The organism is Amycolatopsis sp. NPDC102389 (assembly GCF_044765885.1).
GTDB lineage: Bacteria > Actinomycetota > Actinomycetes > Mycobacteriales > Pseudonocardiaceae > Amycolatopsis.
This window is the reverse complement of sequence record NZ_JBIWKX010000027.1, coordinates 49,676-68,844: the sequence shown is the minus strand read 5'-3', so window position 1 is coordinate 68,844 and position 19,169 is coordinate 49,676. Positions and strand designations below refer to the sequence as shown.

Genomic DNA, 19,169 nt, shown 5'->3' with positions numbered 1-19,169 from the left:
CCTGCTCTCTGCCTCCTTTGCTTGTTACTAACAAACTCGCAGACTATCTGACTCATCCATTCTTTCTTTGTTTTTGGGCTGGGTTCTGCATTTTAAAACACCCCCCCCCCCCCCCCCCCCACCCACGACTAGGCGCGAAGCCTTACCGCGGCGCCTCGAAGCCCCCGATCGTCTGCTCGAGCAGTTCGGCCAGCCGCAGCGGGGTGCGATCCTCGAACGCCGGGCCGATGAGCTGCACTCCCACCGGAAGGCCCTCGGCGGACCGGCCCGTCGGCACGGCGGTGGCGGGCAGACCGGGCATGGTGGCCACGCCCGCCCAGACGAGCTGGTCGAAGTACGGGTAACCGGCACCGTCGATGTCGATCCGGCGGCCCAGCAGATCGGGGTCGTGGTCGTGCGGGAAGGCGGGCGTCGGCGTGATCGGGCACACCACGGCGTCGAACTCGGCGAACAGCTGCCGCCAGGCGTGGCGATGACGCTCGCGTTGGTCGTACTTCTCGAGCCAATCGCGGTGACTGAACACCATGGCGCGTAGGCGCGCGGCGTCGAGACTCTGATCGTCCGCGCTCAGCCCGGCCGCGGTGGTCCGCAGCTGCTCGTACGCCTCGACGGGAAAACGTGCGACAGTGCTCGAGAACAGCAACTGCATGTAGAGCGTCGCGGCCTCGGTCAGGTCGGGCAGCAGCGGGCTGTACCGCTCGACGCGGGCGCCGCCGTCGACAAGCGCGTCGGCCACCCGGTTCAGGCCCGCCCGCACGGCGGCCCCGGTCGGGATGAGCGGATGATCCTCGATCACCAAGACCCGGAAGTCGCTGAGCCGCTCGTGGCGTGCGGGCGGCAGCTTCACCTCATACGCCAGACCGTGGGTCAGCGGGTCCGGCCCGGCCATGACGTCGAGCAGGAGCATGAGGTCGCGGGCCGAGCGCGCCATCGGACCGGCGACGGCCAAGTCGAGGTCGGCCGGCAAGGCGGGCGCCGGCGGCGGGACCATGCCGCGGGTCGCCGCGAGCCCGACCGTCGGCTTGTGCGCGTAGATGCCGCAGAAATGCGCAGGGGTGCGCAACGAGCCGGCGAGATCGGAGCCGAGGGACAGCGCGCCGAATCCGGACGCCAGTGCCGCCGCCGATCCGCCGGAGGATCCGCCCGAAGTGCGATCGTGATCCCACGGGTTGTTCGTGGTGCCGTAGAACTCGTTGAAGGTCTGGATGTCCTGCAGCCCCAACGGCACGTTGGTCTTGCCGAGCACCACCGCCCCGGCGGCCTTGAGCCGCGACACCTGCACCGCGTCCTCGGCGGGCACGAAGTCCCGATGCTGCGGCATGCCCCAGGTCGTGGGCAGGCCGGTCATGTTGAACGACTCCTTGACGGTCACCGGGATACCGAGCAGCGGCCGGTCCTCGCCGCGGGCGCGCGCCTGGTCGGCATCGCGCGCGGCGGCCCGCGCACGATCGAAGTCCGGCACACAGATCGCGTTGATCGCCTTGTCGTCCCGCTCGATCCGGTCGATCGCCTCGTCGGTCAGCTCCGCCGAGGTGACCTCACCGGCGCGCAAAGCGGTCGCGAGCTCTTCCGCCGTCTGAAATTTCGACTCCATGAATCGACCATAAACACCTCTGGCGCAGGCCATAAAATTCCTTTTCGCGCAACAACGCGATCACCGGGAACCCGGCCTGCGAAGGCATAGAAAGTACGGCGCCACAAGAGTTTTCGGGGTGAGAAAACAAAACCTCAGCGATGAGTGAACTTCGGCGGCCGCCGCGCCAGGAACGCGGCCACCCCTTCGGCATAGTCCTCACCGTGCAGGGCACCCAGCCGGATCTCGTCCACTTCGGCGTCGGATTCCTGTTGTCCCGCCACGATCTTCTCGATGATCCGGTTCATCCCGCGCACCGAGGCCTGCGAGCGCGAAGCCAGCGTCTTGACGAACTTCCCCGTCGATGCCTCCAGTTCGTCGGCCGGGAAGACGTCGTTGAGCAACCCGATCTCCCGCGCCCGCCGCGAATCGACGAGTTCACCCGAGAGCAGGAAGTACTTCGCGTTCGCGGGGCCGACCAAGGAGACCAGTTGCCGTGTCGAGTCGAAGTGGTAGACGATCCCGAGTTTCGCGGGCGTGATGCCGAAGCGCGAACCCTCCGCCGCGAAGCGGAAGTCGCAGGCGACCGAGATCTGACATCCGCCGCCGATGCAGTTCCCCTGGATCATCGCGACCGTCGGCTTCCGCGCCGCCGTCAGCGCCGCCACGGCCCCGTCGACGGCCTTGTCGTAGGTCTCGGCCGCCTCGGCGGTGGACCGCAGGTCCCGGAACTCGCTGATGTCCGCACCCGCCGAGAAGTGCGCGCCCGCGCCGGTCAGCACGAGAACCTTGATCGCCGGGTCCGCCTCCACCCGCGCCACCACGTCCGGGATCGCCGACCACATCCCGTAGGTGATCGCGTTCATCTTCTCCGGCCTGGTGAACGTCAGCCGTGCGACCTCGCCGTCGCGAGTGAACTCGAACCCGTCAGTCATGCCCGGACTTTAGCGGGGACCCACCTGTGGTCACGAAGCCGAAGTGACCCGATACACGTCGTAAACGCCCTCGACTCCTCGGACCACCTTCAGCACGTGGCCGAGATGCTTCGGGTCGCCCATCTCGAACGAGAACCGGCTGACCGCGACCCTGTCCCGTGACGTGGTGACCGACGCGGACAGGATGTTGACCTTCTCGTCCGCGAGCACCTTGGTGACGTCGGAGAGCAGGCGGTGCCGGTCGAGCGCCTCGACCTGGATCGCGACGAGGAACACCGAAGACGCCGACGGCGCCCACTCGACCTCGACCAGCCTCTCGGGCTGGGCCCGCAGGTCGTCGGCGTTGGTGCAGTCGGTCCGGTGGACGCTGACGCCACCGCCGCGCGTGACGAAACCGAGGATCTCGTCGCCCGGCACCGGCGTGCAGCAGCGGGCGAGCTTGGCCCAGATGTCGCTGGCGCCCTTCACCACGACGCCGACGTCGTTCGAGCCGCGGCGGCGGGTGACGGTGGACGGGGTCGCGCGCTCGGCGAGCTCCTCCTCTGCCTCGTCGACTCCGCCGATGAGCGCGACCAGGCGCTGCACGACGTGCTTCGCGCTGGTGTGGCCCTCGCCGACGGCCGCGTACAGCGAGCTGATGTCCGGATGCCGCAGCTCGGTGGCGACCGCGCCCATGGACTCGGCGGAGACCAGCCGCTGGATCGGGAGGCCGACCTTGCGGACCTCCTTGGTGATGGCCTCCTTGCCGCCTTCGATCGCCTCGTCACGGCGTTCCTTGGCGAACCACTGCCGGATCTTCGCGCGCGCCTTGGGCGAACCGGCGAACTGCAGCCAGTCGCGGCTCGGTCCCGCCGTCTCGGCCTTCGAGGTGAAGATCTCGATGACCTCGCCGTTCTCCAGCTTGCGCTCGAGCGCGACGAGCCTGCCGTTGACGCGGGCGCCGATGCACCGGTGCCCGACCTCGGTGTGCACGGCGTAGGCGAAGTCGACCGGCGTCGAATCGACCGGCAGCGTGATCACGTCGCCCTTGGGCGTGAACACGAAGATCTCGCGCGAGGCGAGCTCGTAGCGCAGTGACTCGAGGAAGTCCCCCGGGTCCGCCGCTTCACGCTGCCAGTCGAGGAGCTGGCGCATCCAGGCCATCTCGTCGACGTCCACGGCGTTCCCGTTGTGGGTGCCCTTGGTCTCCTTGTACCGCCAGTGCGCGGCGATGCCGTACTCGGCGGTGCGGTGCATCTCGTAGGTTCGGATCTGGACCTCGAGCGGTTTGCCGTCCGGCCCGATCACCGTGGTGTGCAACGACTGGTAGACACCGAAACGGGGCTGCGCGATGTAGTCCTTGAACCGGCCGGGGACCGGCTGCCACAGCGCGTGGACGACGCCCATCGCGGCGTAGCAGTCACGGACGTCCTCGACCAGGATCCGCACGCCCACCAGGTCGTGGATGTCGTCGAGGTCGCGGCCTCGGACGATCATCTTCTGGTGGATCGAGTAGTAGTGCTTCGGCCTGCCCTCGACCTTGGCGGTGATCCGCGAGCCTTCGAGATTGCCGGTCAGCTCGGTGATCACCGACCGCAGGTATGTGTCGCGTGAAGGCGCGCGATCGGCGACCAGGCGGACGATCTCGTCGTACTTCTTCGGCTGCAGGATGGCGAACGCCAGGTCCTCCAGCTCCCATTTGACCGTCGCCATGCCGAGCCGGTGCGCCAGCGGGGCGAGGACCTCCAGGGTCTCGCGCGCCTTGCGGGCCTGCTTCTCGGGCGGCAGGAAGCGCATCGTGCGCATGTTGTGCAGCCGGTCGGCCAGCTTGATGACCAGCACGCGCGGGTCGCGCGCCATCGCGATGACCATCTTGCGGATGGTCTCGGCCTCGGCGGCCGTGCCGAGCTTGACCTTGTCGAGTTTGGTGACGCCGTCGACGAGCTCGCCGACCTTCTCACCGAAGTCGGCCTTCAAGCTCTCCAGCGAGTAGCCCGTGTCCTCGACGGTGTCGTGCAACAGCGCCGCGACCAGCGTCGTGGTGTCCATGCCGAGTTCGGCGAGGATCGTCGCGACGGCGAGCGGATGCGTGATGTACGGGTCGCCGGATTTGCGCCGCTGCTCGCGGTGCAGCTCCTCGGCGACGTCGTACGCGCGCTGGAGCTGCGCGAGATCCGCGTTGGGATGCAGCTCGCGGTGGATGACGGCGAGCGGTTCGAGAACCTGCTTGACCGGCGCGGCGCGCTGCGCGGTGATCCGGCGGGCCAGGCGGGCGCGCACGCGGCGCGTCGCGGACGGCGTCGGCGCTGCCCCCTGTCGCGCCGCACCGTTCTGCTCGGTGCCGTCCTTCGAGGACACCGCGGCATCGAGCTCTTGGCTCACCCGCACCTCCTGCGCTTCGTGCGGCCTTCGGACATCAAGGGTAACCGCTCCCCCTCGCGGCTTACTTGGTACGCCCGTTCAACACACCCGGAGGGCCTCCACACGGCGCCCTTCAAGCACGGAACGACCGCCGAGCGCGCCGAGTTCCATGACCACCGAAACCCCGGTGACCTGCGCCTTCGCGTTTTCCAGCAGTTCGCAGGTCGCCGCGACCGTGCCGCCGGTGGCGAGCACGTCGTCGAGGATCGCGACACGCTGGCCGGGCTCGACGACGCCTTCGGGCAATTCGACGGTCGCGGTGCCGTATTCCAGCGTGTACCCGACCCTGCCGGCGACGCGGGGCAGCTTGCCGGGCTTGCGGATCAACGCGACACCGAGACCTCGGGCGTAGCCGACGGCGGCGGCCAGCAGGAATCCGCGCGCTTCCACTCCGGCCAGCAGATCGACCTCGGGATCGACGGTGGCGGCCAGCGCGTCGGTGACGGCCCGGAAACCCGCCGCGTCGGCGAACAGCGGACTCAGGTCCCGGAACAGCACGCCGGGTTCCGGGAAGTCCGGCACGTCGGCGATCAGGTCGAGTGCCTTGTCCAGTTCCATGTACTTCCTGCTCTCCAGTCGTGCTTCCGGTCCCTGAACGCTATGAACGGTCCGTTCCTTGCGAATTTCGCAAGGAACGGACCGTTCATAGCGCTTGAAAGCCGGTTACCTCTTGCGCTTGCCCGAGGGACGGCCCTTGTGGGCCTTCTGGTTCCGGGCGGGCACGCTCGCCGCCGCGGCGTACGCCTTCTCCTTGCGGAGCTCGGCGGCCAGCGCGTCCTCGTCGTTCGGGTCGAAGTCGTCGTCCCGCTCGGCGGCCTTGCGGGCCTGGTTCGCGCGCCGCGCGGCGACCCGGTCCGCCTGCTGGCGGAACTTCGGGTCACGCATCTTCAGATCCACCAGCAGCGGGGTGGCCAGCGCGACCGAGGACAGCACGCCGACCAAGGTGCCGGTGAGCTGCACCAGCGCGAGGTCCTGCAGCGTGCCGGAGCCGAGCAGGACGTACCCGACCACGAGCAGGCCGAGAATCGGCAGCATCGCGATCAGCGCCGTGTTGAACGACCGCATCAGCGTCTGGTTCAGCGCCAGGTTGGCCGCCTCGCCGAAGGTGCGGCGGGTGAGCCCGAGCAGGCCGCGCGTGTTCTCGCGGACCTTGTCGAACACCACCACCGTGTCGTACAGCGAGAAGCCGAGGATCGTCAGCAGACCGATCACCGTCGCCGGCGTGACCTCGAAGCCGATCAGCGAGTACACACCCGCCGTCACCACGATGTCGTGCAGAAGCGAGATCAGCGCCGCGGCGGCCATCCTGGGGTCGAAGTACAGCGCCAGGAACAGCGTGACCGCCAGGAGGAATACTCCGAGCGCGATCAGTGCCTGCCGCGAGATCTCCCCGCCCCAGGACGCGCTCACCGCGCTGTCACTGATGGCCTGGACACTCGGCTGCCCGTTGGACCCGATCGGGCCCAGGTCCCGGAACAGCGCTTCCTTGATCTTGGAGACCTCGGCCGTGTCCAGGGTGTCCGAACGGAGCTGGATGGTCGACGAGGCACCGCTGCCGACCTTCTGCGCCTCGTCGGCCGGACGGCCGAGCGCCTCGGAGAAGACGTCCTTGGCCTGCTGCTCGGTGATCTGCCCGTTCTTGCCGTTCGCGGGCAGCTGGATCTGGGTGCCGCCTTCGAAGTCGATACCGAAGTTGAAGCCCTTGATCCCCATCGACGCGATGCAGACCAGCACCAGCGCGCCGAAGAAGATGTACCAGCGCTTGCGCTTGCCGACCACGTCGAACGCGCCCGTGCCCACGTAGAGGCGGCGGAAGATGCTGTCGCGCTTGCCCGCGGTGGTGGTGTTGTCGTCGACCACGGTCACGCCTCCTTGACGTTCGGGCGGCCGGCGGCCGGACGGGCCGCCTTGCGCTCCGAGCCCACCTGCTGCACGGCACCGAGGCCGAGATTCTTGGGGTTGGACAGGAACTTCGACTTCGAGCGGGACACCATCGCGACCAGCGGGTGGGTCACGAGGTAGACCACGACGAGGTCGAGGACCGTCGACATGCCGAGGGTGAACGCGAAGCCCTTGACCTCACCGACGGCCAGCCAGTACAGGATGGCCGCGGCGAGGAAGCTGACCGCGTCCGACGCCAGGATCGTGCGCTGGGCGCGGGACCAGCCTCGCGGCACCGCCGAGCGGAACGTCCTGCCTTCCCGGATCTCGTCCTTCAACCGTTCGAAGTAGATGACGAACGAGTCGGCGGTGATACCGATCGCGATGATCAGGCCCGCCACGCCGGCGAGGTCGAGGGTGTACCCGATCCACCGCCCCAGCAACACCAGCACCGCGTAGACCAGCGAGAACGACAAGGCCAGCGACAAAATCGTCAGCACGCCGAGCAGCCGGTAATAGAACAAGCAGTAGATGAACACGATCAGCAGTCCGATACCGCCCGCGATCAGGCCCGCCTGCAGCGACGCGAGACCCAGCGTCGCGGACACCGTCGTCGCGTCCGAGGACTCGAACGACAACGGCAGCGAGCCGTACTTCAGCACGTCGGCCAGGTCCTTCGCCTCTGCCTGGCTGAACCGGCCGGTGATCTGGGTCTGACCGCCCAGGATCGCGGACTGGATGGTCGGCGCGGAGACGACCTGCGTGTCGAGGACGAACGCGGCCTGCTTCTGGGTGTTCTTCGAGGTGAAGTCGCCCCAGATCCGGGAGCCGTCGCTCTTGAAGTTCAGGTTGACGACCCACTGGGAGTTCTGGGTGTCGTAGCCCGAGGAAGCGTCGGAGATCTCCGTTCCGGGGAGGAACTCCGGCTCCAGCAGGTACTTCATGGTGTTCTTGTCACCGCAGGCGACCAGCGGCTTGTCGGTGAGGTCGTTGCCGACCAGCGGGTCCGACACCTTGGGGTCGCAGTTGAGGGCCGCGAAGGCCTTCTCGGCGGCCGCGGCCTGCTTCGCCTGGTCCGTCGAAATCAGATCGGGATTCTGCCGGAGGCTCCGGGCTTCCTCGATCTCCTTCTTGGTCTGCTCATCGGAGTCGGGCTGTTGCTGCTGCGGCGCACCGGCGGCTCCACCGCCGTTGGCCGGGCTGGTCGGCGGGGCGCTCGCGCCAGGCGAGGACGGCGGCGCCGAAGACGGCGTGCCCGAGGCGGGCGGGGCCGACGGCTGCGGGGCCGGGGTCGCCGGCTGCGACGTCACGACCTTCCGGAAGCCCAGCTTCGCGGTCTTGCCCAGGGTCTTGGCCTGGTCGCCCTGCTCGCCGGGGACGGTGATGACGACGTTGCTGCCGTCGAGGACGACCTCGGTGCCGCCGACGCCGATACCGTTGACCCGGCGCTCGATGATCGAGCGGGCCTGTTCGAGGGACTCTCGCGGAGGGTCGCCGCCGTCGGGGTTTCGGGCGGACAGGGTGACCCTCGTGCCGCCTTGAAGATCGATGCCGAGCTTCGGCGTCGGCTTGCCGCTACCGGTGAAGAACACCAGGGCGTACAGCGCCACCACGATCAGGGCGAAGAAGGCGAGATAGCGTCCCGGGCGGAGATGCCCGGCCGGTGCGGCCACTGTGCTTCGGTCTCCTCGGACGGACTGGGTTTTTCCCCAATGGACTTGGCTGTTCACTCACAGGACGGGAGTCCGGCGGTACCGCGAACGAGCACGACTATGACGACGGACACGCACGCAGCACCGAGACACTACTCGGTGCTGCGTGAGCCCGGCGTTGGCCCCGCACCTACGAAAGTCTGGTGTCGGGGATGGCCTTACAACCGCTACTTCTTGCCGTGCTCCAGCGGAGGAGCGATCTGCGCACCCGACTTCTCTTCGACGCGCTCGTCGTCCTTCGACTCGATGGCCGGCTCCTCGACGACGGCCTCGTCGTCGAGCGTGTCAACGTCGTCCACGTCGGTCTCGACGACCGGCTCGACCTTCTCGCGGACGGCCTGGCGCAGCCAGGTGGTCACGACGCCCGGAGCGATCTCGAGGTCGATCGTGGTGTCGGCGGAAGCGTCGGCGACAGACGCGTAGAGACCGGAGGTGGTCATCACCCGGTCACCGGGAGCCAGGCTCGAGAGCAGCTCCTGCTGCGCTGCCGCCGCCTTCTTCTGCTTACGGGTGCCCATGACGAGCGGAATCGCCACAACGAGCATCAGGAGCAGCGGCAGCAATAACTGGTTCATGATTCTCCATTTCGAGCGGACGCCGCGCGGTGCGCTGTTTTGTCCGGTTTGGCGGGGTGTGCTCTCTCCGAGTGTGCCAGGTGCCAGCGGAAACTCCACCACCACCCGTCGTCACCACGGGCCCCGGACCGTGTGAACGGTCCGGTCAGTCCTGGTCGAACAGGTTCGGACCGCCCTGCTCGCCGCGGGTGGCACCGGCCGGAGCCGGCAGGCCGAGGTGCTCCCAGGCGGCCGCTGTGGCGACCCGGCCGCGAGGAGTGCGGGCGAGCATACCGGCGCGGACCAGGTAAGGCTCACACACCTCTTCGACGGTGGTCGGTTCTTCCCCCACCGCGACGGCCAGCGTGGACACGCCGACCGGGCCGCCGCCGAAGGAGCGGACCAACGCGGTCAGCACCGCGCGGTCGAGCCGGTCGAGGCCGAGTTCGTCGACGTCGTAGACCTCCAGCGCGGCACGCGCGATCTTGCGCGTGACCTTGCCGTCGGCCCGGACCTCGGCGTAGTCGCGCACCCGGCGCAGGAGCCGGTTCGCGATCCGGGGTGTGCCGCGGGACCGGCGGGCGATCTCCGCGCAGCCGTCCCGGTCGATGTCGATGTCGAGGATCGTGGCGGCACGGCGGGCGACGAGTTCGAGCTCGCTGTCGCTGTAGAACTCCATCTGACCGGTGAAACCGAACCGGTCGCGCAGCGGACCGGTCAGCGAACCGGACCGCGTCGTGGCCCCGACCAGCGTGAACGGCGCGATCTCCAGCGGGATGCTGGTGGCGCCGGGGCCTTTGCCGACGACGACGTCGACGCGGAAGTCCTCCATCGCGAGGTACAGCATCTCCTCGGCGGGGCGGGCGATGCGGTGGATCTCGTCGATGAACAGGACGTCGCCGGGCGCCAGGTTGGACAGCATCGCGGCCAGGTCGCCCGCGCGTTCCAGCGCCGGTCCGGAGGTGATGCGGATGGCGGCGTTGAGTTCGGCGGCGACGATCATCGCCATACTCGTCTTGCCCAGCCCGGGCGGGCCGGAGAGCAGGACGTGATCCGGCGGGACACCCCGGCGGCGAGCGCTTTCCAGGACGAGTTCGAGCTGTTCACGCACCCGCGGCTGGCCGACGAACTCGTCCAGCTTGCGCGGGCGCAGCGTGGTCTCGACCTCGCGTTCACCGGTCTGCGGCAGCGCCGAGAGCGTCTCGTCCGTCTCGAAATCCGTCACGGCCTCATGGTCCATGTGGCCGGCTACCGCTTACGCCCGAGGGTGGCCAACGCGGCACGCAGCACGGACGACGTCGTGTGGCCTTCGCCTTCGCCGAGCACCTTGTCGACCGCCTGTTCGGCTTGCTTGGCCGGGAAGCCGAGACCCGCGAGCGCTTCGACGACCTCACCGCGGAGCGCGCCGGGCGCGACGACCGCCGGGGAACCGTCGGTCGGGCCGGCGAGCGCGGTGACCTTGTCACGCAGTTCGAGGGTGAGCCGCTCGGCGCCCTTGCGGCCGATGCCGGGCACCTGGGTGAGCACGGTGATGTTGCCTTCGACCAGGGCCGACCGCAGTTTGTCGGGATCGAGGACGGCGAGTGTCGCCAGCGCGAGGCGCGGCCCGATCCCGGAGACCGTCTGCAGCAGGCCGAACAGTTCGCGGGCGTCGGCGTCGGCGAAACCGAACAGCGTCAGCGAATCCTCACGGACCACGAGTGCGGTGTGCAGCATCGCCTCTTCGCCGCGGCGAAGCGTCGCGAGGGTGGCGGGGGTGGCCTGCACGGCGAAGCCCACTCCCCCGACCTCGATCACGACATGGTCGAGACCGATGGAGAGGATTTCACCGCGTACCGAGGAGATCATCGAGCCGCTCCCTGCGTTTTGGCTTGTTTGGCCGCGGCGGCGAGCCTGGCCTTGTGGTTCTTGGCGATCTCGGCCGCCCTGGCCTCGGCTTCGGCGAGCCGGACCCGCATCGGTTCGCGCCACAGATGGCAGATTGCGAGTGCCAGCGCGTCCGCGGCGTCCGCCGGATGCGGTTTGACCTCGAGGCCGAGCAGCCGCATGACCATACCGGTGACCTGCGCCTTGTCCGCGCGGCCGGAGCCCGTGACGGCGGCCTTGACCTCACTCGGGGTGTGGAACACGACCGGTAGCCCGCGTTTGGCCGCGGCGAGCGCGACGACGCCGCCCGCCTGCGCGGTGCCCATCGCGGTGCGCACGTTGTGCTGCGCGAAGACCCGTTCCACGGCGACGGCCTCGGGCTTGTAGCGATCGAGCCAGCGCTCGACGGCGTCGGAGATCCCCAGCAGCCGCACGGAAAGATCGGCGTCCGGCGGGGTCCGCACGACGTCGACGGCCACGGCGCGGACGGTGCGGCCCGTGCCGCCGTCGACCACTCCGAGCCCGCACCTGGTCAGACCGGGGTCGACCCCGAGTACCCGCACGCGTTTCCTCCGCTCCGGCGAACATCAGTTCGAGGCCTGAGGCTACCCGGAGCCGGGGGCGGGGAAGATGAGGACATGCCGAGCCCCGACGACTTCACCGCCCATCTGGGTCTCCAGCCGTTACCTGTGGAGGGTGGCCGCTGGGCGCAGAGCTGGCGCGACGAAACCGCGTCCGCGATCTACTACCTGCTCGTTTCGCCGGAAACCTCGGCGCCGCACCGGCTGGACCGGCTGGAGATCTACGCCCACCACGCCGGAGCGCCGGTGCGGATGCTGCTGTTGTTCCCCGATGGGCGTGTTTCGCGGCCAGTGCTGGGACCGGACGTCGCGGCAGGCCAGCGTCCGCAGGTGGGGGTGCCCGCCGGGGTCTGGCAGGCGTCGGTGAGTACCGGTGAGTGGAGCCTGCTCGGGACCGTGGTGGTGCCGCCTTATACGGACGACTGCGTGGAGTTCCGTTCCGCGGCGGCTTTGGCGGCGGAGTGGCCGGACGCCACGGAAGACCTGGCGCCTTGGCTGGAGCTGGAGTGAGCCCTGGGCCGGGTTGGTGGGGGGGGGGGGGGGGGGGGGGGGGGGGGGTGTGGGGGCACCCCCCCCCCCCCCCCCCCCCCCCCCCCCCCCCCCCCACCCCCTGGACCACAAACCTCAGGGACCGTCGACGCCCGGCGTCCAGCTTTCCGGGTCACCGGATTCGGTCAGCACCGGCTGGTACCGCGCGAAGCCTTCGGGCGCGTCCGGATGCCACGGGAAGTGCCCGTCCGGCGTGGCGACGATCAACTGCAGCGCCGGGAAGTCCCCGTCCGGGTAGATCAGGAACGCGCTCCCGAAGTACTCGGGATAGTGCCCCTTCGCCACCCGTTCGAAGACCACCGGCGCGCCCTCGAAGAAATCGTCGTAGCGTTTGCCGACCTCGAAGATCTCGCCGGCGGCCGCGCGGTCGACGTAGGCGTCGAGAAGGACCGGCCCCATGTGCTCGGGCAGTCCGATCACGACCGCTTCCGCGACTTGGTGCAGCGCCCAGGCGCACGCGGTGAAGCAGAAGGCCGCTTCCTCCTCGTCGCCTTCGACCGCGATGACCGCGTTCCCTCTCGCCTTCGCCTGTCCCTCGATCCACTGGATGAGTTCGGTTTCTTCGGCGGTGAGGGCATCGGCTTCGGAGGTCGTCACGCGCGACATTGTGCCCCACGCGAGCGCCCGCACCTAGTCCCGGGACCGATTTTCCGCGGTACGGCGGGAAAATCGATCAGCCGACCTCGGCCATGACCTCGTCGGACACGTCAAAGTTCGCGTAGACGTTCTGCACGTCGTCGCAATCCTCGAGCGCGTCGATGAGCTTGAAGACCTTCTTCGCGCCTTCGACGTCCAGCGGGACACTGACCGACGGCAGGAAGGTGAGATCCGCGGACTCGTACTCGAAACCGGCTTCCTGCAAGGCTTTCCGGACCGGGACGAGGTCGGTGGCCTCCGAAACGATCTCGAAGTTCTCGTCGAGGTCGTTGACCTCTTCGGCGCCCGCGTCGAGCACGGCCATGAGGACGTCGTCCTCGCCGGCCTCACCCTTGGGCATGATCACGACGCCCTTGCGGTTGAACATGTAGGCGACCGAGCCCGGGTCGGCGAGCGAGCCGTTGTTCCGAGTGAGGGCGGTCCGCACCTCCATGGCGGCACGGTTCTTGTTGTCGGTGAGGCATTCGATCAGCACGGCCACACCGTTCGGGCCGTAGCCCTCGTAGGTGATGGTCTGCCAGTCGGCGCCACCGGCCTCTTCACCGGCGCCGCGTTTGCGGGCGCGCTCGATGTTGTCCTGCGGGACCGAGTTCTTCTTGGCCTTCTGGATGGCGTCGTAGAGCGTCGGATTGCCGTCCGGGTCACCACCGCCGGTCCGGGCCGCCACCTCGATGTTCTTGATCAACCGGGCGAAGAGCTTGCCGCGCTTCGCGTCCAGGTTGGCCTTCTTGTGCTTCGTGGTGGCCCACTTGGAGTGGCCGCTCATCTCTCCTCCATCTACTCCTGTGCCCGCCGCTGAGCACAGTGTCGGTTTTGCTCAATCCTGCCGCACGAGGTCGACGAACAGCCTGTGCACGCGCTCGTCCCCGGTGAGTTCGGGGTGGAACGACGTGGCGAGGACCGCCCCCTGCCGGACCGCGACGATCCTAGCGGCCGCGTCTTCGGAGCCCGGCATTTCGGGGACACTGGCGAGTACTTCGACCCCGTCGCCCGCCTTTTCGACCCACGGGGCGCGGATGAACACAGCGTGCACCGGGCCGCCTTCGACTCCGGTGAAGTCGAGATCGGCTTCGAAGGAGTCCACCTGCCGCCCGAACGCGTTGCGCCGGACGACGACGTCGAGCCCGCCGAGTTGCCGCTGGTCAGGCCGCCCGTCGAGGGCCTGGCGGGCGAGCAGGATCATCCCGGCGCAGGAGCCGAACGCCGGCATCCCGTCCGCGATGCGCTCGCGCAGCGGCTCCAGCAGCTCGAAGGTCTCCAGCAGCCTCGACATGGTGGTCGACTCGCCACCCGGCAGGACCAGACCGTCCACTTCGGACAGTTCACTCGCGCGGCGGACCGGCAGCGCCCGTGCGCCGGCGCGTTCCACCATCGCGGCGTGCTCCCGCACGTCGCCCTGCAGTGCGAGCACGCCGACCACCGGCCGTGCCCCCGTCGCGATCGCCACCCGACCTCCCGAAAGACCTTCCCCTTAGCTTAGGCGCTTCGGGGAACGGGCAGGTCAGGGGACCCCGGCCAGCCTCAGCAGGGCGGCGGTCGCGGCCGCCGCCACGACGACCAGCGCGAACGGCGCCTTGCGCCAGGCCAGCACGCCGCCGACCAGCACTCCGGCGGGCCGGGCGTAGCCGGCGAACTCGTGTCCCTCGGTGAGCGCGGCGACCGCGACCAGCGCGGCCAGCAGGACGACGGCCGAGCGCGCCATCAGCTTCTCGGCCTTGGGCGACACGGTGAACCGCGCCTTCAGCACCGGCCCGGCGAACCGGAAGGCGAAGGTCCCGGCGGCGAGCACGCCGCCGGCGATGATCAGGTCCAGCGGATCCATCAGTGCACTCCCTCGGGTTCGCGTTCGGCGGGTTCCTTCGCGGCCACTCCGGCCAGCACGCCGACCAGCGCGAGCAGCACCGGCAGCCCCGCGGGCAGGAACGGCGTCGTGGCCAGCGCGACGGCCACGCCGACGAGCACCGGCAGCCGGGCGGCGCGGTCGCGCAACGACGGCAGGACCAGCGCGAGCAGGACCGCCGGGAAGGCCGCGTCGAGACCGAAGGCGTCGGTGTCGCTGATCGCGGTCCCGGCGTAGGCCCCGGCGAGGACGCCGACGTTCCAGCAGGCGAACAGCCCGATCCCGCACACCCAGTACGCCGCCTTGCGTCGCTCTTCGTCGCGCTGGGCCAGCGCGAACGCGACCGATTCGTCGATCATCAGGTGGCTGCCGATCACCCTCGACGACCACCGCTTCCCCAGGACGTCTCCGATCGCGAAGCCGAACGGCAGATGCCGCGCGTTGGCCAGCAGACCCGCGGCGACGGCCGCGACCGGGCTGCCGCCCGCGGCGATGATGCCGACGAACATGAACTGCGAGGCACCGGCGAAGACCAGCACGGAAAGCAGCATCGGCGCCCAGAACGGGAAGCCGGAGCCCACCGCGATGGCGCCGTAGGAGATGCCGACAATGGTGTCGGCGAGGCAGACCAGCCCGATGTCACGGAGAAGATCGCGCCCCAGGACACGAGTGGTTGTTCGCCATATCGAACGCATAGCGTCATACAATGAACGAACGCAGCCGTGTTCGTCAAGGCGAACGCAACGACCGATGGAGCGAACGCATGTCCCCGACCGCGTCCGACGGCGCCCCCTTGGACGTCATCGCCATGTCCCTGCGCCGGGAACGCGCCCGCACCGGGCTCTCCCTCACCGAGGTGGCCAAACGCGCCGGCATCGCGAAATCCACGCTCTCGCAGCTGGAGTCCGGGACCGGGAATCCGAGCGTCGAGACGATCTGGGCGTTGTGCGTCGCGCTCGACGTCCCGTTCTCGCGGGTGGTCGAACCGGAACGCCCCCGCGTGCAGGTCATCCGCTCGGGCAGCGGTCCGACGGTGTTCGCCGAACACGCCGATTACGCGTGCACGCTGCTCAGCTCCTGCCCGCCCGGAGCCCGGCGCGACGTGTACCTGATTCGCGCCGAGCCCGGCAAACCGCGGCTCTCGGATCCGCATATGAGCGGCATCGTCGAGCACATCGTCCTCAGCGCGGGCCGCGCCAAGGTCGGGCCACAGGACGATCCGGTCGAACTGCTGCCGGGTGACTACATCTGCTACCCCGGCGACGTGCCGCACATCTTCGAGGCACTCGAACCGGGCACGTACGGCGTGGAGATCGCCGAGTACACCTGATCAGGCGGGCTCCTCCGCCTTCTCCTCGGTGACGTCGGCGAGTTTCCAGCCGCCCTTCCGCCGCAGCACCAGGACGTAGTACGCGATCGACAACAGGGCGACACAGGCCGTGACGATCAGGCTCGGCCGTCCCACCGCCCGGTCGAGCAGGTTCTGGTAGACGACGAACACCAGCACGACCAGCGCCAGCACCGGCGCGACCGGGAACCACGGCATCCGGTACTTGGCGTGCGCGGTCGCGCCGGTGCGCCGTCCGACGATCGCGCCGAGGCAGAGTGCCGCGTAGACCGCCACGATCGACGTGCTCGTCACCACCAGCAGCAGTTTCGGGTCGACGAAGCAGAGCAGCGCGGCCACCAGTCCGGTGCCGACGGTGGCCACCCACGGCGTCCCGAACTTCGGGTGCACCGCGGCCAGCGCCCGGTTGACCGGCCGAGGCCACGCCCGGTCGCGGCCGCTGCTGAACAACATCCGCGAGCTGATCAGCACGATCGCCAGCACCGCGTTGATGATCGCGAGCGCGACGGCCAGCCCGAGCACCGTGTTCAGCGTGCCGCCGCCGCGCGAATCGATGAAGTAGGACAACATGTTCTCCGACGTGAACAGCGCGTTCAGATCGGGTGCGCCGAGCAGGACCGCGGTCACCGGGATCAGTTCGGCGAGCACCGTGATGCCGAGCGCGAGCAGGATCGCGCGGGCGATCCCCCGCGAGGCGTCCTGCGTCTCCTCGCCGAAGTACACGGCCGAGCCGTAGCCGTTGTAGGCGAAGATCGCGACCGAGGTGGCGATCGCGATGGCGCCCACCGTGGCCGGCCCGCCGTCCGAGGCGACCGGATGCGCCAGCAGATCGGCGAACGACCGCGCCGGGTTCAGCAATCCGAGCGCGCCGACCACGATCAGCGCGAGGATCTCGATCGCCAGGAAGATCCCGGTGACCCAGGCGTTGAGCTTGATGTCGAACACCCCGACGACAGCCGCGACCACGCACGTCACGGCGGCGATCACCGAACCGGGCACGCCGGGCATGAGCACGCCGAGGTAGGTTCCGACGCCGAGCGCGATCACCGCGACGATGAGCACCTGCGTGATGATCATCAGGCCCAGTACCGCGAAGCCGGGCAAGCGGCCGAGCGTGCGGGTGACGATCGCGTACTCGCCGCCCGCCAACGGGAACGCCGAGGCGAGTTCGGCGTAGACGAAGGCCATGAACACGCCGACGACCGCGGCGGCGACGAAGCTGTAGAAGGCGCCCGTCCCGGCACCGGAGATCACCCCCGGCGCGATGATGAAGACCGACGAAGCGGGACTGATCGCGGAGAGCGTGATGAGCAGCGTGCCGAGAGTGCGCAGACCGCGGCGCAGGGCTGGAGTGGACACGGCCGACCTCCTACAAGGTAGGTTCCTTGAATCTCCTTCGAAGAACTGTTGAGCACGCATCAAAGGCCCTCCACGGTGTGACGTCAAGAGCTGGTCGCGCGCAGGTCTTGCGTTTTTCGAACAAGATTCGAAGAATGAGGGCATGGCGAGACCGAGCAAGGCACCGGAACGACGGGCCGAACTGATCGAGGTGGCCAGACGGGCCGTCCTCGAACGCGGCGTGCTGAACCTGCGGCTGAGGGACGTCGCCGAGGGCGCGGGCCTGTCGCCGGGTTCGGTCCTGTACTACTTCCCCGCCCTCACCGACCTGCTCCAAGAGGTGCAGCGCGAGGCGGTGGCGCGGTTCTGTTCGGCGAGGGAGCAGGCCGCGGGCGCGAAGACCACGCCGTCCGAGCGGTTGCTGGCGATGATCCGCAGCGGCCTGCCCACCGGTCCCGACGACGAACTCTGCGGGCTGCTCTACGAACTCGGCACGATCGCCCGCCGCGATCCCGTGTACGCCGCCCGGCACATCACGCTCTACGAGCAGCAGGTCCGGATCTACACCGGCATCCTCGAAGCGGGAGCCGCCACCGGCGAGTTCACGCTGACCGCGGACGCGGTGTCGATCGCACGGAACCTCGTCGCGCTGGAAGACGGCTACGGCCTGCACCTCACCCAGGCCGTGCCGACGCTGGAAACCGCCACCGCCGAAGCGATGTTGCTCTCCTACGCCCGCACAGCCACCTCGAACCCCTTGGAGGACCGTCCATGACCCGCTCCCGCGACCTGGGTGTCCCGCTGCCCGGCCGGACCGGCGAGCACAACGCGCTCACCGACGTCCCCGGCGTCGAGGTCGGTTTCACGACGCTCGTCGAGGGAGAGTCGGTGCGCACCGGCGTCACCGCCGTCCTGCCTCGCGGACGCGAGGACTTCGCCGTACCGTGCGCGGCCGGGACGTACGCCCTCAACGGCAACGGCGAGATGACCGGCACCGCCTGGCTGGCCGAGACCGGCTCGCTGACCCTGCCGGTGCTGATCACCTCCACGCACGCCGTCGGCGCGTGCCACCGCGGCACGATCGACTGGGTCGTGCGCGAACGGCCCGACGTGGCCGCGGAATGGCTGCTGCCGGTGGTCGCCGAGACCTGGGACGGCTACCTGAACGACAGCACCGCACCGACCGTCCACAGTGGACACGCCGTCGCCGCGATCGACGCCGCACAGGCAGGACCGGTCAGCGAAGGATCTGTCGGCGGCGGCACCGGGATGACCTGCTACGGCTTCAAGGGCGGCACCGGAACCTCGTCCCGCGTCGTGTCCTATGGGGACGATGAATACACCGTGGGAGTGTTGGTACAGGCCAACTTCGGCTCACGTCGCGAACTCACCGTCGCGGGCGAACACGTCGGAGCCGAGCTCGGGGCCGACAATCCGATGGAGGAATCCTGGACGGCGCCGTCGGGTGCCGGGTCGGTGATCGTGATCGTCGGGACCGACGCTCCCCTGCTGCCCGGCCAGTGCACGTCGCTCACCCGCCGTGTCCCGCTCGGCCTCGCCCGCACCGGCACCGCGGGTTCGCATTTCTCCGGCGACCTGTTCCTGGCGTTCAGCACCGCGAATCCGGGGGCGCTCACCAGCCGGTTCCCCCGGACGGACGAGGCCGAGTACGAAAGCCTGCGGTTCGTCCCGTGGGGCAGGCTCGACCCCTTCTTCGAAGCCGTGGTGCAAGCGACCGAGGAGGCGGTGCTCAACGCGCTGTTCTCGAACGAGGAGATGACCGGTCACCGCGGACGCCGGGTTCCCGCGCTGCCGACCGAGCGCTGGCGCGGGAGCCGGCTCGGGTCGTGGGGGGGGGGGGGGGGGGGTTGACCACCCCCCCCCCCCCCCCCCCCCCCCCCACCCCAACGCCCCGCGCCCCCCCCAGATGTGTTG

The 19,169-nt window shown here is 69.1% G+C and carries 20 protein-coding genes; 4 read left to right on the top strand and 16 right to left on the bottom strand.

Annotated elements, in window-relative coordinates:
• Positions 1-142: 142 nt before the first annotated feature.
• The 10 genes from ACIRGA_RS22755 to ruvC form a co-directional block, all read right to left on the bottom strand.
• Entirely contained in the window at positions 143-1,594 is a 1,452-nt protein-coding gene (locus tag ACIRGA_RS22755; protein WP_400944148.1) for an amidase, read from the bottom strand.
• Positions 1,595-1,728: 134 nt separating this feature from the next.
• A complete protein-coding gene (locus tag ACIRGA_RS22750) occupies positions 1,729-2,508 on the bottom strand; it encodes an enoyl-CoA hydratase-related protein (RefSeq protein WP_400944146.1) in 780 nt (259 codons plus the stop codon).
• 30 nt (positions 2,509-2,538) lie between these two features.
• The gene (locus ACIRGA_RS22745) at positions 2,539-4,869 is read right to left on the bottom strand and encodes a bifunctional (p)ppGpp synthetase/guanosine-3',5'-bis(diphosphate) 3'-pyrophosphohydrolase (protein WP_034307772.1); all 2,331 of its coding nucleotides are present in this window, start codon (positions 4,867-4,869) and stop codon (positions 2,539-2,541) included.
• Positions 4,870-4,947: 78 nt separating this feature from the next.
• Positions 4,948-5,466: an adenine phosphoribosyltransferase gene (locus tag ACIRGA_RS22740; protein WP_400944144.1), complete on the bottom strand. Its 519-nt coding sequence runs from the start codon at positions 5,464-5,466 to the stop codon at positions 4,948-4,950.
• Positions 5,467-5,571: 105 nt separating this feature from the next.
• Complete coding sequence (gene secF / locus ACIRGA_RS22735) at positions 5,572-6,774, bottom strand: protein translocase subunit SecF (RefSeq protein ID WP_400944142.1); 1,203 nt, start codon at positions 6,772-6,774, stop codon at positions 5,572-5,574.
• Positions 6,771-8,462 carry a protein translocase subunit SecD gene (gene secD / locus ACIRGA_RS22730; protein ID WP_400944140.1) on the bottom strand — a complete coding sequence of 564 codons (1,692 nt, stop codon included), beginning with the start codon at positions 8,460-8,462 and terminating at the stop codon, positions 6,771-6,773. Before secD ends, secF begins: the two co-directional genes overlap by 4 nt.
• A gap of 206 nt (positions 8,463-8,668) precedes the next feature.
• Positions 8,669-9,076 (bottom strand): preprotein translocase subunit YajC, encoded by a 408-nt coding sequence (gene yajC / locus ACIRGA_RS22725; protein ID WP_400944138.1) that lies wholly within the window; start codon positions 9,074-9,076, stop codon positions 8,669-8,671.
• Positions 9,077-9,221: 145 nt separating this feature from the next.
• Positions 9,222-10,295, bottom strand: coding sequence for a Holliday junction branch migration DNA helicase RuvB (gene ruvB / locus ACIRGA_RS22720; protein WP_400944136.1), 1,074 nt, complete (start codon positions 10,293-10,295; stop codon positions 9,222-9,224).
• A gap of 8 nt (positions 10,296-10,303) precedes the next feature.
• The gene (gene ruvA / locus ACIRGA_RS22715) at positions 10,304-10,903 is read right to left on the bottom strand and encodes a Holliday junction branch migration protein RuvA (RefSeq protein WP_125683140.1); all 600 of its coding nucleotides are present in this window, start codon (positions 10,901-10,903) and stop codon (positions 10,304-10,306) included.
• Positions 10,900-11,484, bottom strand: a complete 585-nt coding sequence (gene ruvC / locus ACIRGA_RS22710) for a crossover junction endodeoxyribonuclease RuvC (RefSeq protein WP_340681463.1) — start codon at positions 11,482-11,484, stop codon at positions 10,900-10,902. Before ruvC ends, ruvA begins: the two co-directional genes overlap by 4 nt.
• A gap of 75 nt (positions 11,485-11,559) precedes the next feature.
• Here ruvC and ACIRGA_RS22705 point away from each other — a divergent pair, with 75 nt between their 5' ends.
• Entirely contained in the window at positions 11,560-12,012 is a 453-nt protein-coding gene (locus tag ACIRGA_RS22705) for a cupin domain-containing protein (RefSeq protein WP_400944133.1), read from the top strand.
• A gap of 114 nt (positions 12,013-12,126) precedes the next feature.
• On the opposite strand, the gene ACIRGA_RS22700 is transcribed toward ACIRGA_RS22705, so the two are convergent.
• From ACIRGA_RS22700 to ACIRGA_RS22680, 5 genes are all read right to left on the bottom strand, one after another.
• On the bottom strand, positions 12,127-12,657 hold the full coding sequence (locus ACIRGA_RS22700; RefSeq protein WP_400944131.1) for a DUF4262 domain-containing protein: 531 nt from the start codon (positions 12,655-12,657) through the stop codon (positions 12,127-12,129).
• Positions 12,658-12,724: 67 nt separating this feature from the next.
• Positions 12,725-13,474, bottom strand: a complete 750-nt coding sequence (locus ACIRGA_RS22695) for a YebC/PmpR family DNA-binding transcriptional regulator (protein ID WP_400944129.1) — start codon at positions 13,472-13,474, stop codon at positions 12,725-12,727.
• Positions 13,475-13,525: 51 nt separating this feature from the next.
• Positions 13,526-14,155, bottom strand: coding sequence for a pyridoxal 5'-phosphate synthase glutaminase subunit PdxT (gene pdxT / locus ACIRGA_RS22690; RefSeq protein ID WP_400944127.1), 630 nt, complete (start codon positions 14,153-14,155; stop codon positions 13,526-13,528).
• A gap of 54 nt (positions 14,156-14,209) precedes the next feature.
• A complete protein-coding gene (locus tag ACIRGA_RS22685; RefSeq protein ID WP_005159089.1) occupies positions 14,210-14,530 on the bottom strand; it encodes an AzlD domain-containing protein in 321 nt (106 codons plus the stop codon).
• Positions 14,530-15,243: an AzlC family ABC transporter permease gene (locus tag ACIRGA_RS22680; protein ID WP_400944124.1), complete on the bottom strand. Its 714-nt coding sequence runs from the start codon at positions 15,241-15,243 to the stop codon at positions 14,530-14,532. Before ACIRGA_RS22680 ends, ACIRGA_RS22685 begins: the two co-directional genes overlap by 1 nt.
• 68 nt (positions 15,244-15,311) lie before the next feature.
• On the opposite strand from ACIRGA_RS22680, the gene ACIRGA_RS22675 reads away from it, so the two are divergent.
• Positions 15,312-15,878, top strand: coding sequence for a helix-turn-helix domain-containing protein (locus ACIRGA_RS22675; protein ID WP_181773531.1), 567 nt, complete (start codon positions 15,312-15,314; stop codon positions 15,876-15,878).
• On the opposite strand, the gene ACIRGA_RS22670 is transcribed toward ACIRGA_RS22675, so the two are convergent.
• The gene (locus ACIRGA_RS22670) at positions 15,879-17,255 is read right to left on the bottom strand and encodes an APC family permease (RefSeq protein WP_400944122.1); all 1,377 of its coding nucleotides are present in this window, start codon (positions 17,253-17,255) and stop codon (positions 15,879-15,881) included. It abuts the gene before it with no gap.
• 142 nt (positions 17,256-17,397) lie between these two features.
• On the opposite strand from ACIRGA_RS22670, the gene ACIRGA_RS22665 reads away from it, so the two are divergent.
• Together ACIRGA_RS22665 and ACIRGA_RS22660 are read left to right on the top strand one after the other, a co-directional pair.
• Positions 17,398-18,009 carry a TetR/AcrR family transcriptional regulator gene (locus tag ACIRGA_RS22665; RefSeq protein WP_400944120.1) on the top strand — a complete coding sequence of 204 codons (612 nt, stop codon included), beginning with the start codon at positions 17,398-17,400 and terminating at the stop codon, positions 18,007-18,009.
• Positions 18,006-19,106 (top strand): P1 family peptidase, encoded by a 1,101-nt coding sequence (locus ACIRGA_RS22660; protein WP_400944118.1) that lies wholly within the window; start codon positions 18,006-18,008, stop codon positions 19,104-19,106. The genes ACIRGA_RS22665 and ACIRGA_RS22660 overlap by 4 nt, the downstream gene beginning before the upstream one ends.
• Positions 19,107-19,169 lie beyond the last annotated feature (63 nt).

Coding starts and splice junctions, on each gene's coding strand:
- ACIRGA_RS22755 (WP_400944148.1), bottom strand. CDS start 1,594: ATGGAGTCGAAATTTCAGACGGCGGAAGAGCTCGCGACCGCTTTGCGC.
- ACIRGA_RS22750 (WP_400944146.1), bottom strand. CDS start 2,508: ATGACTGACGGGTTCGAGTTCACTCGCGACGGCGAGGTCGCACGGCTG.
- ACIRGA_RS22740 (WP_400944144.1), bottom strand. CDS start 5,466: ATGGAACTGGACAAGGCACTCGACCTGATCGCCGACGTGCCGGACTTC.
- yajC (WP_400944138.1), bottom strand. CDS start 9,076: ATGAACCAGTTATTGCTGCCGCTGCTCCTGATGCTCGTTGTGGCGATT.
- ruvB (WP_400944136.1), bottom strand. CDS start 10,295: ATGGACCATGAGGCCGTGACGGATTTCGAGACGGACGAGACGCTCTCG.
- ruvA (WP_125683140.1), bottom strand. CDS start 10,903: ATGATCTCCTCGGTACGCGGTGAAATCCTCTCCATCGGTCTCGACCAT.
- ACIRGA_RS22705 (WP_400944133.1), top strand. CDS start 11,560: ATGCCGAGCCCCGACGACTTCACCGCCCATCTGGGTCTCCAGCCGTTA.
- ACIRGA_RS22700 (WP_400944131.1), bottom strand. CDS start 12,657: ATGTCGCGCGTGACGACCTCCGAAGCCGATGCCCTCACCGCCGAAGAA.
- ACIRGA_RS22695 (WP_400944129.1), bottom strand. CDS start 13,474: ATGAGCGGCCACTCCAAGTGGGCCACCACGAAGCACAAGAAGGCCAAC.
- ACIRGA_RS22685 (WP_005159089.1), bottom strand. CDS start 14,530: ATGGATCCGCTGGACCTGATCATCGCCGGCGGCGTGCTCGCCGCCGGG.
- ACIRGA_RS22680 (WP_400944124.1), bottom strand. CDS start 15,243: ATGCGTTCGATATGGCGAACAACCACTCGTGTCCTGGGGCGCGATCTT.
- ACIRGA_RS22675 (WP_181773531.1), top strand. CDS start 15,312: ATGTCCCCGACCGCGTCCGACGGCGCCCCCTTGGACGTCATCGCCATG.
- ACIRGA_RS22665 (WP_400944120.1), top strand. CDS start 17,398: ATGGCGAGACCGAGCAAGGCACCGGAACGACGGGCCGAACTGATCGAG.
- ACIRGA_RS22660 (WP_400944118.1), top strand. CDS start 18,006: ATGACCCGCTCCCGCGACCTGGGTGTCCCGCTGCCCGGCCGGACCGGC.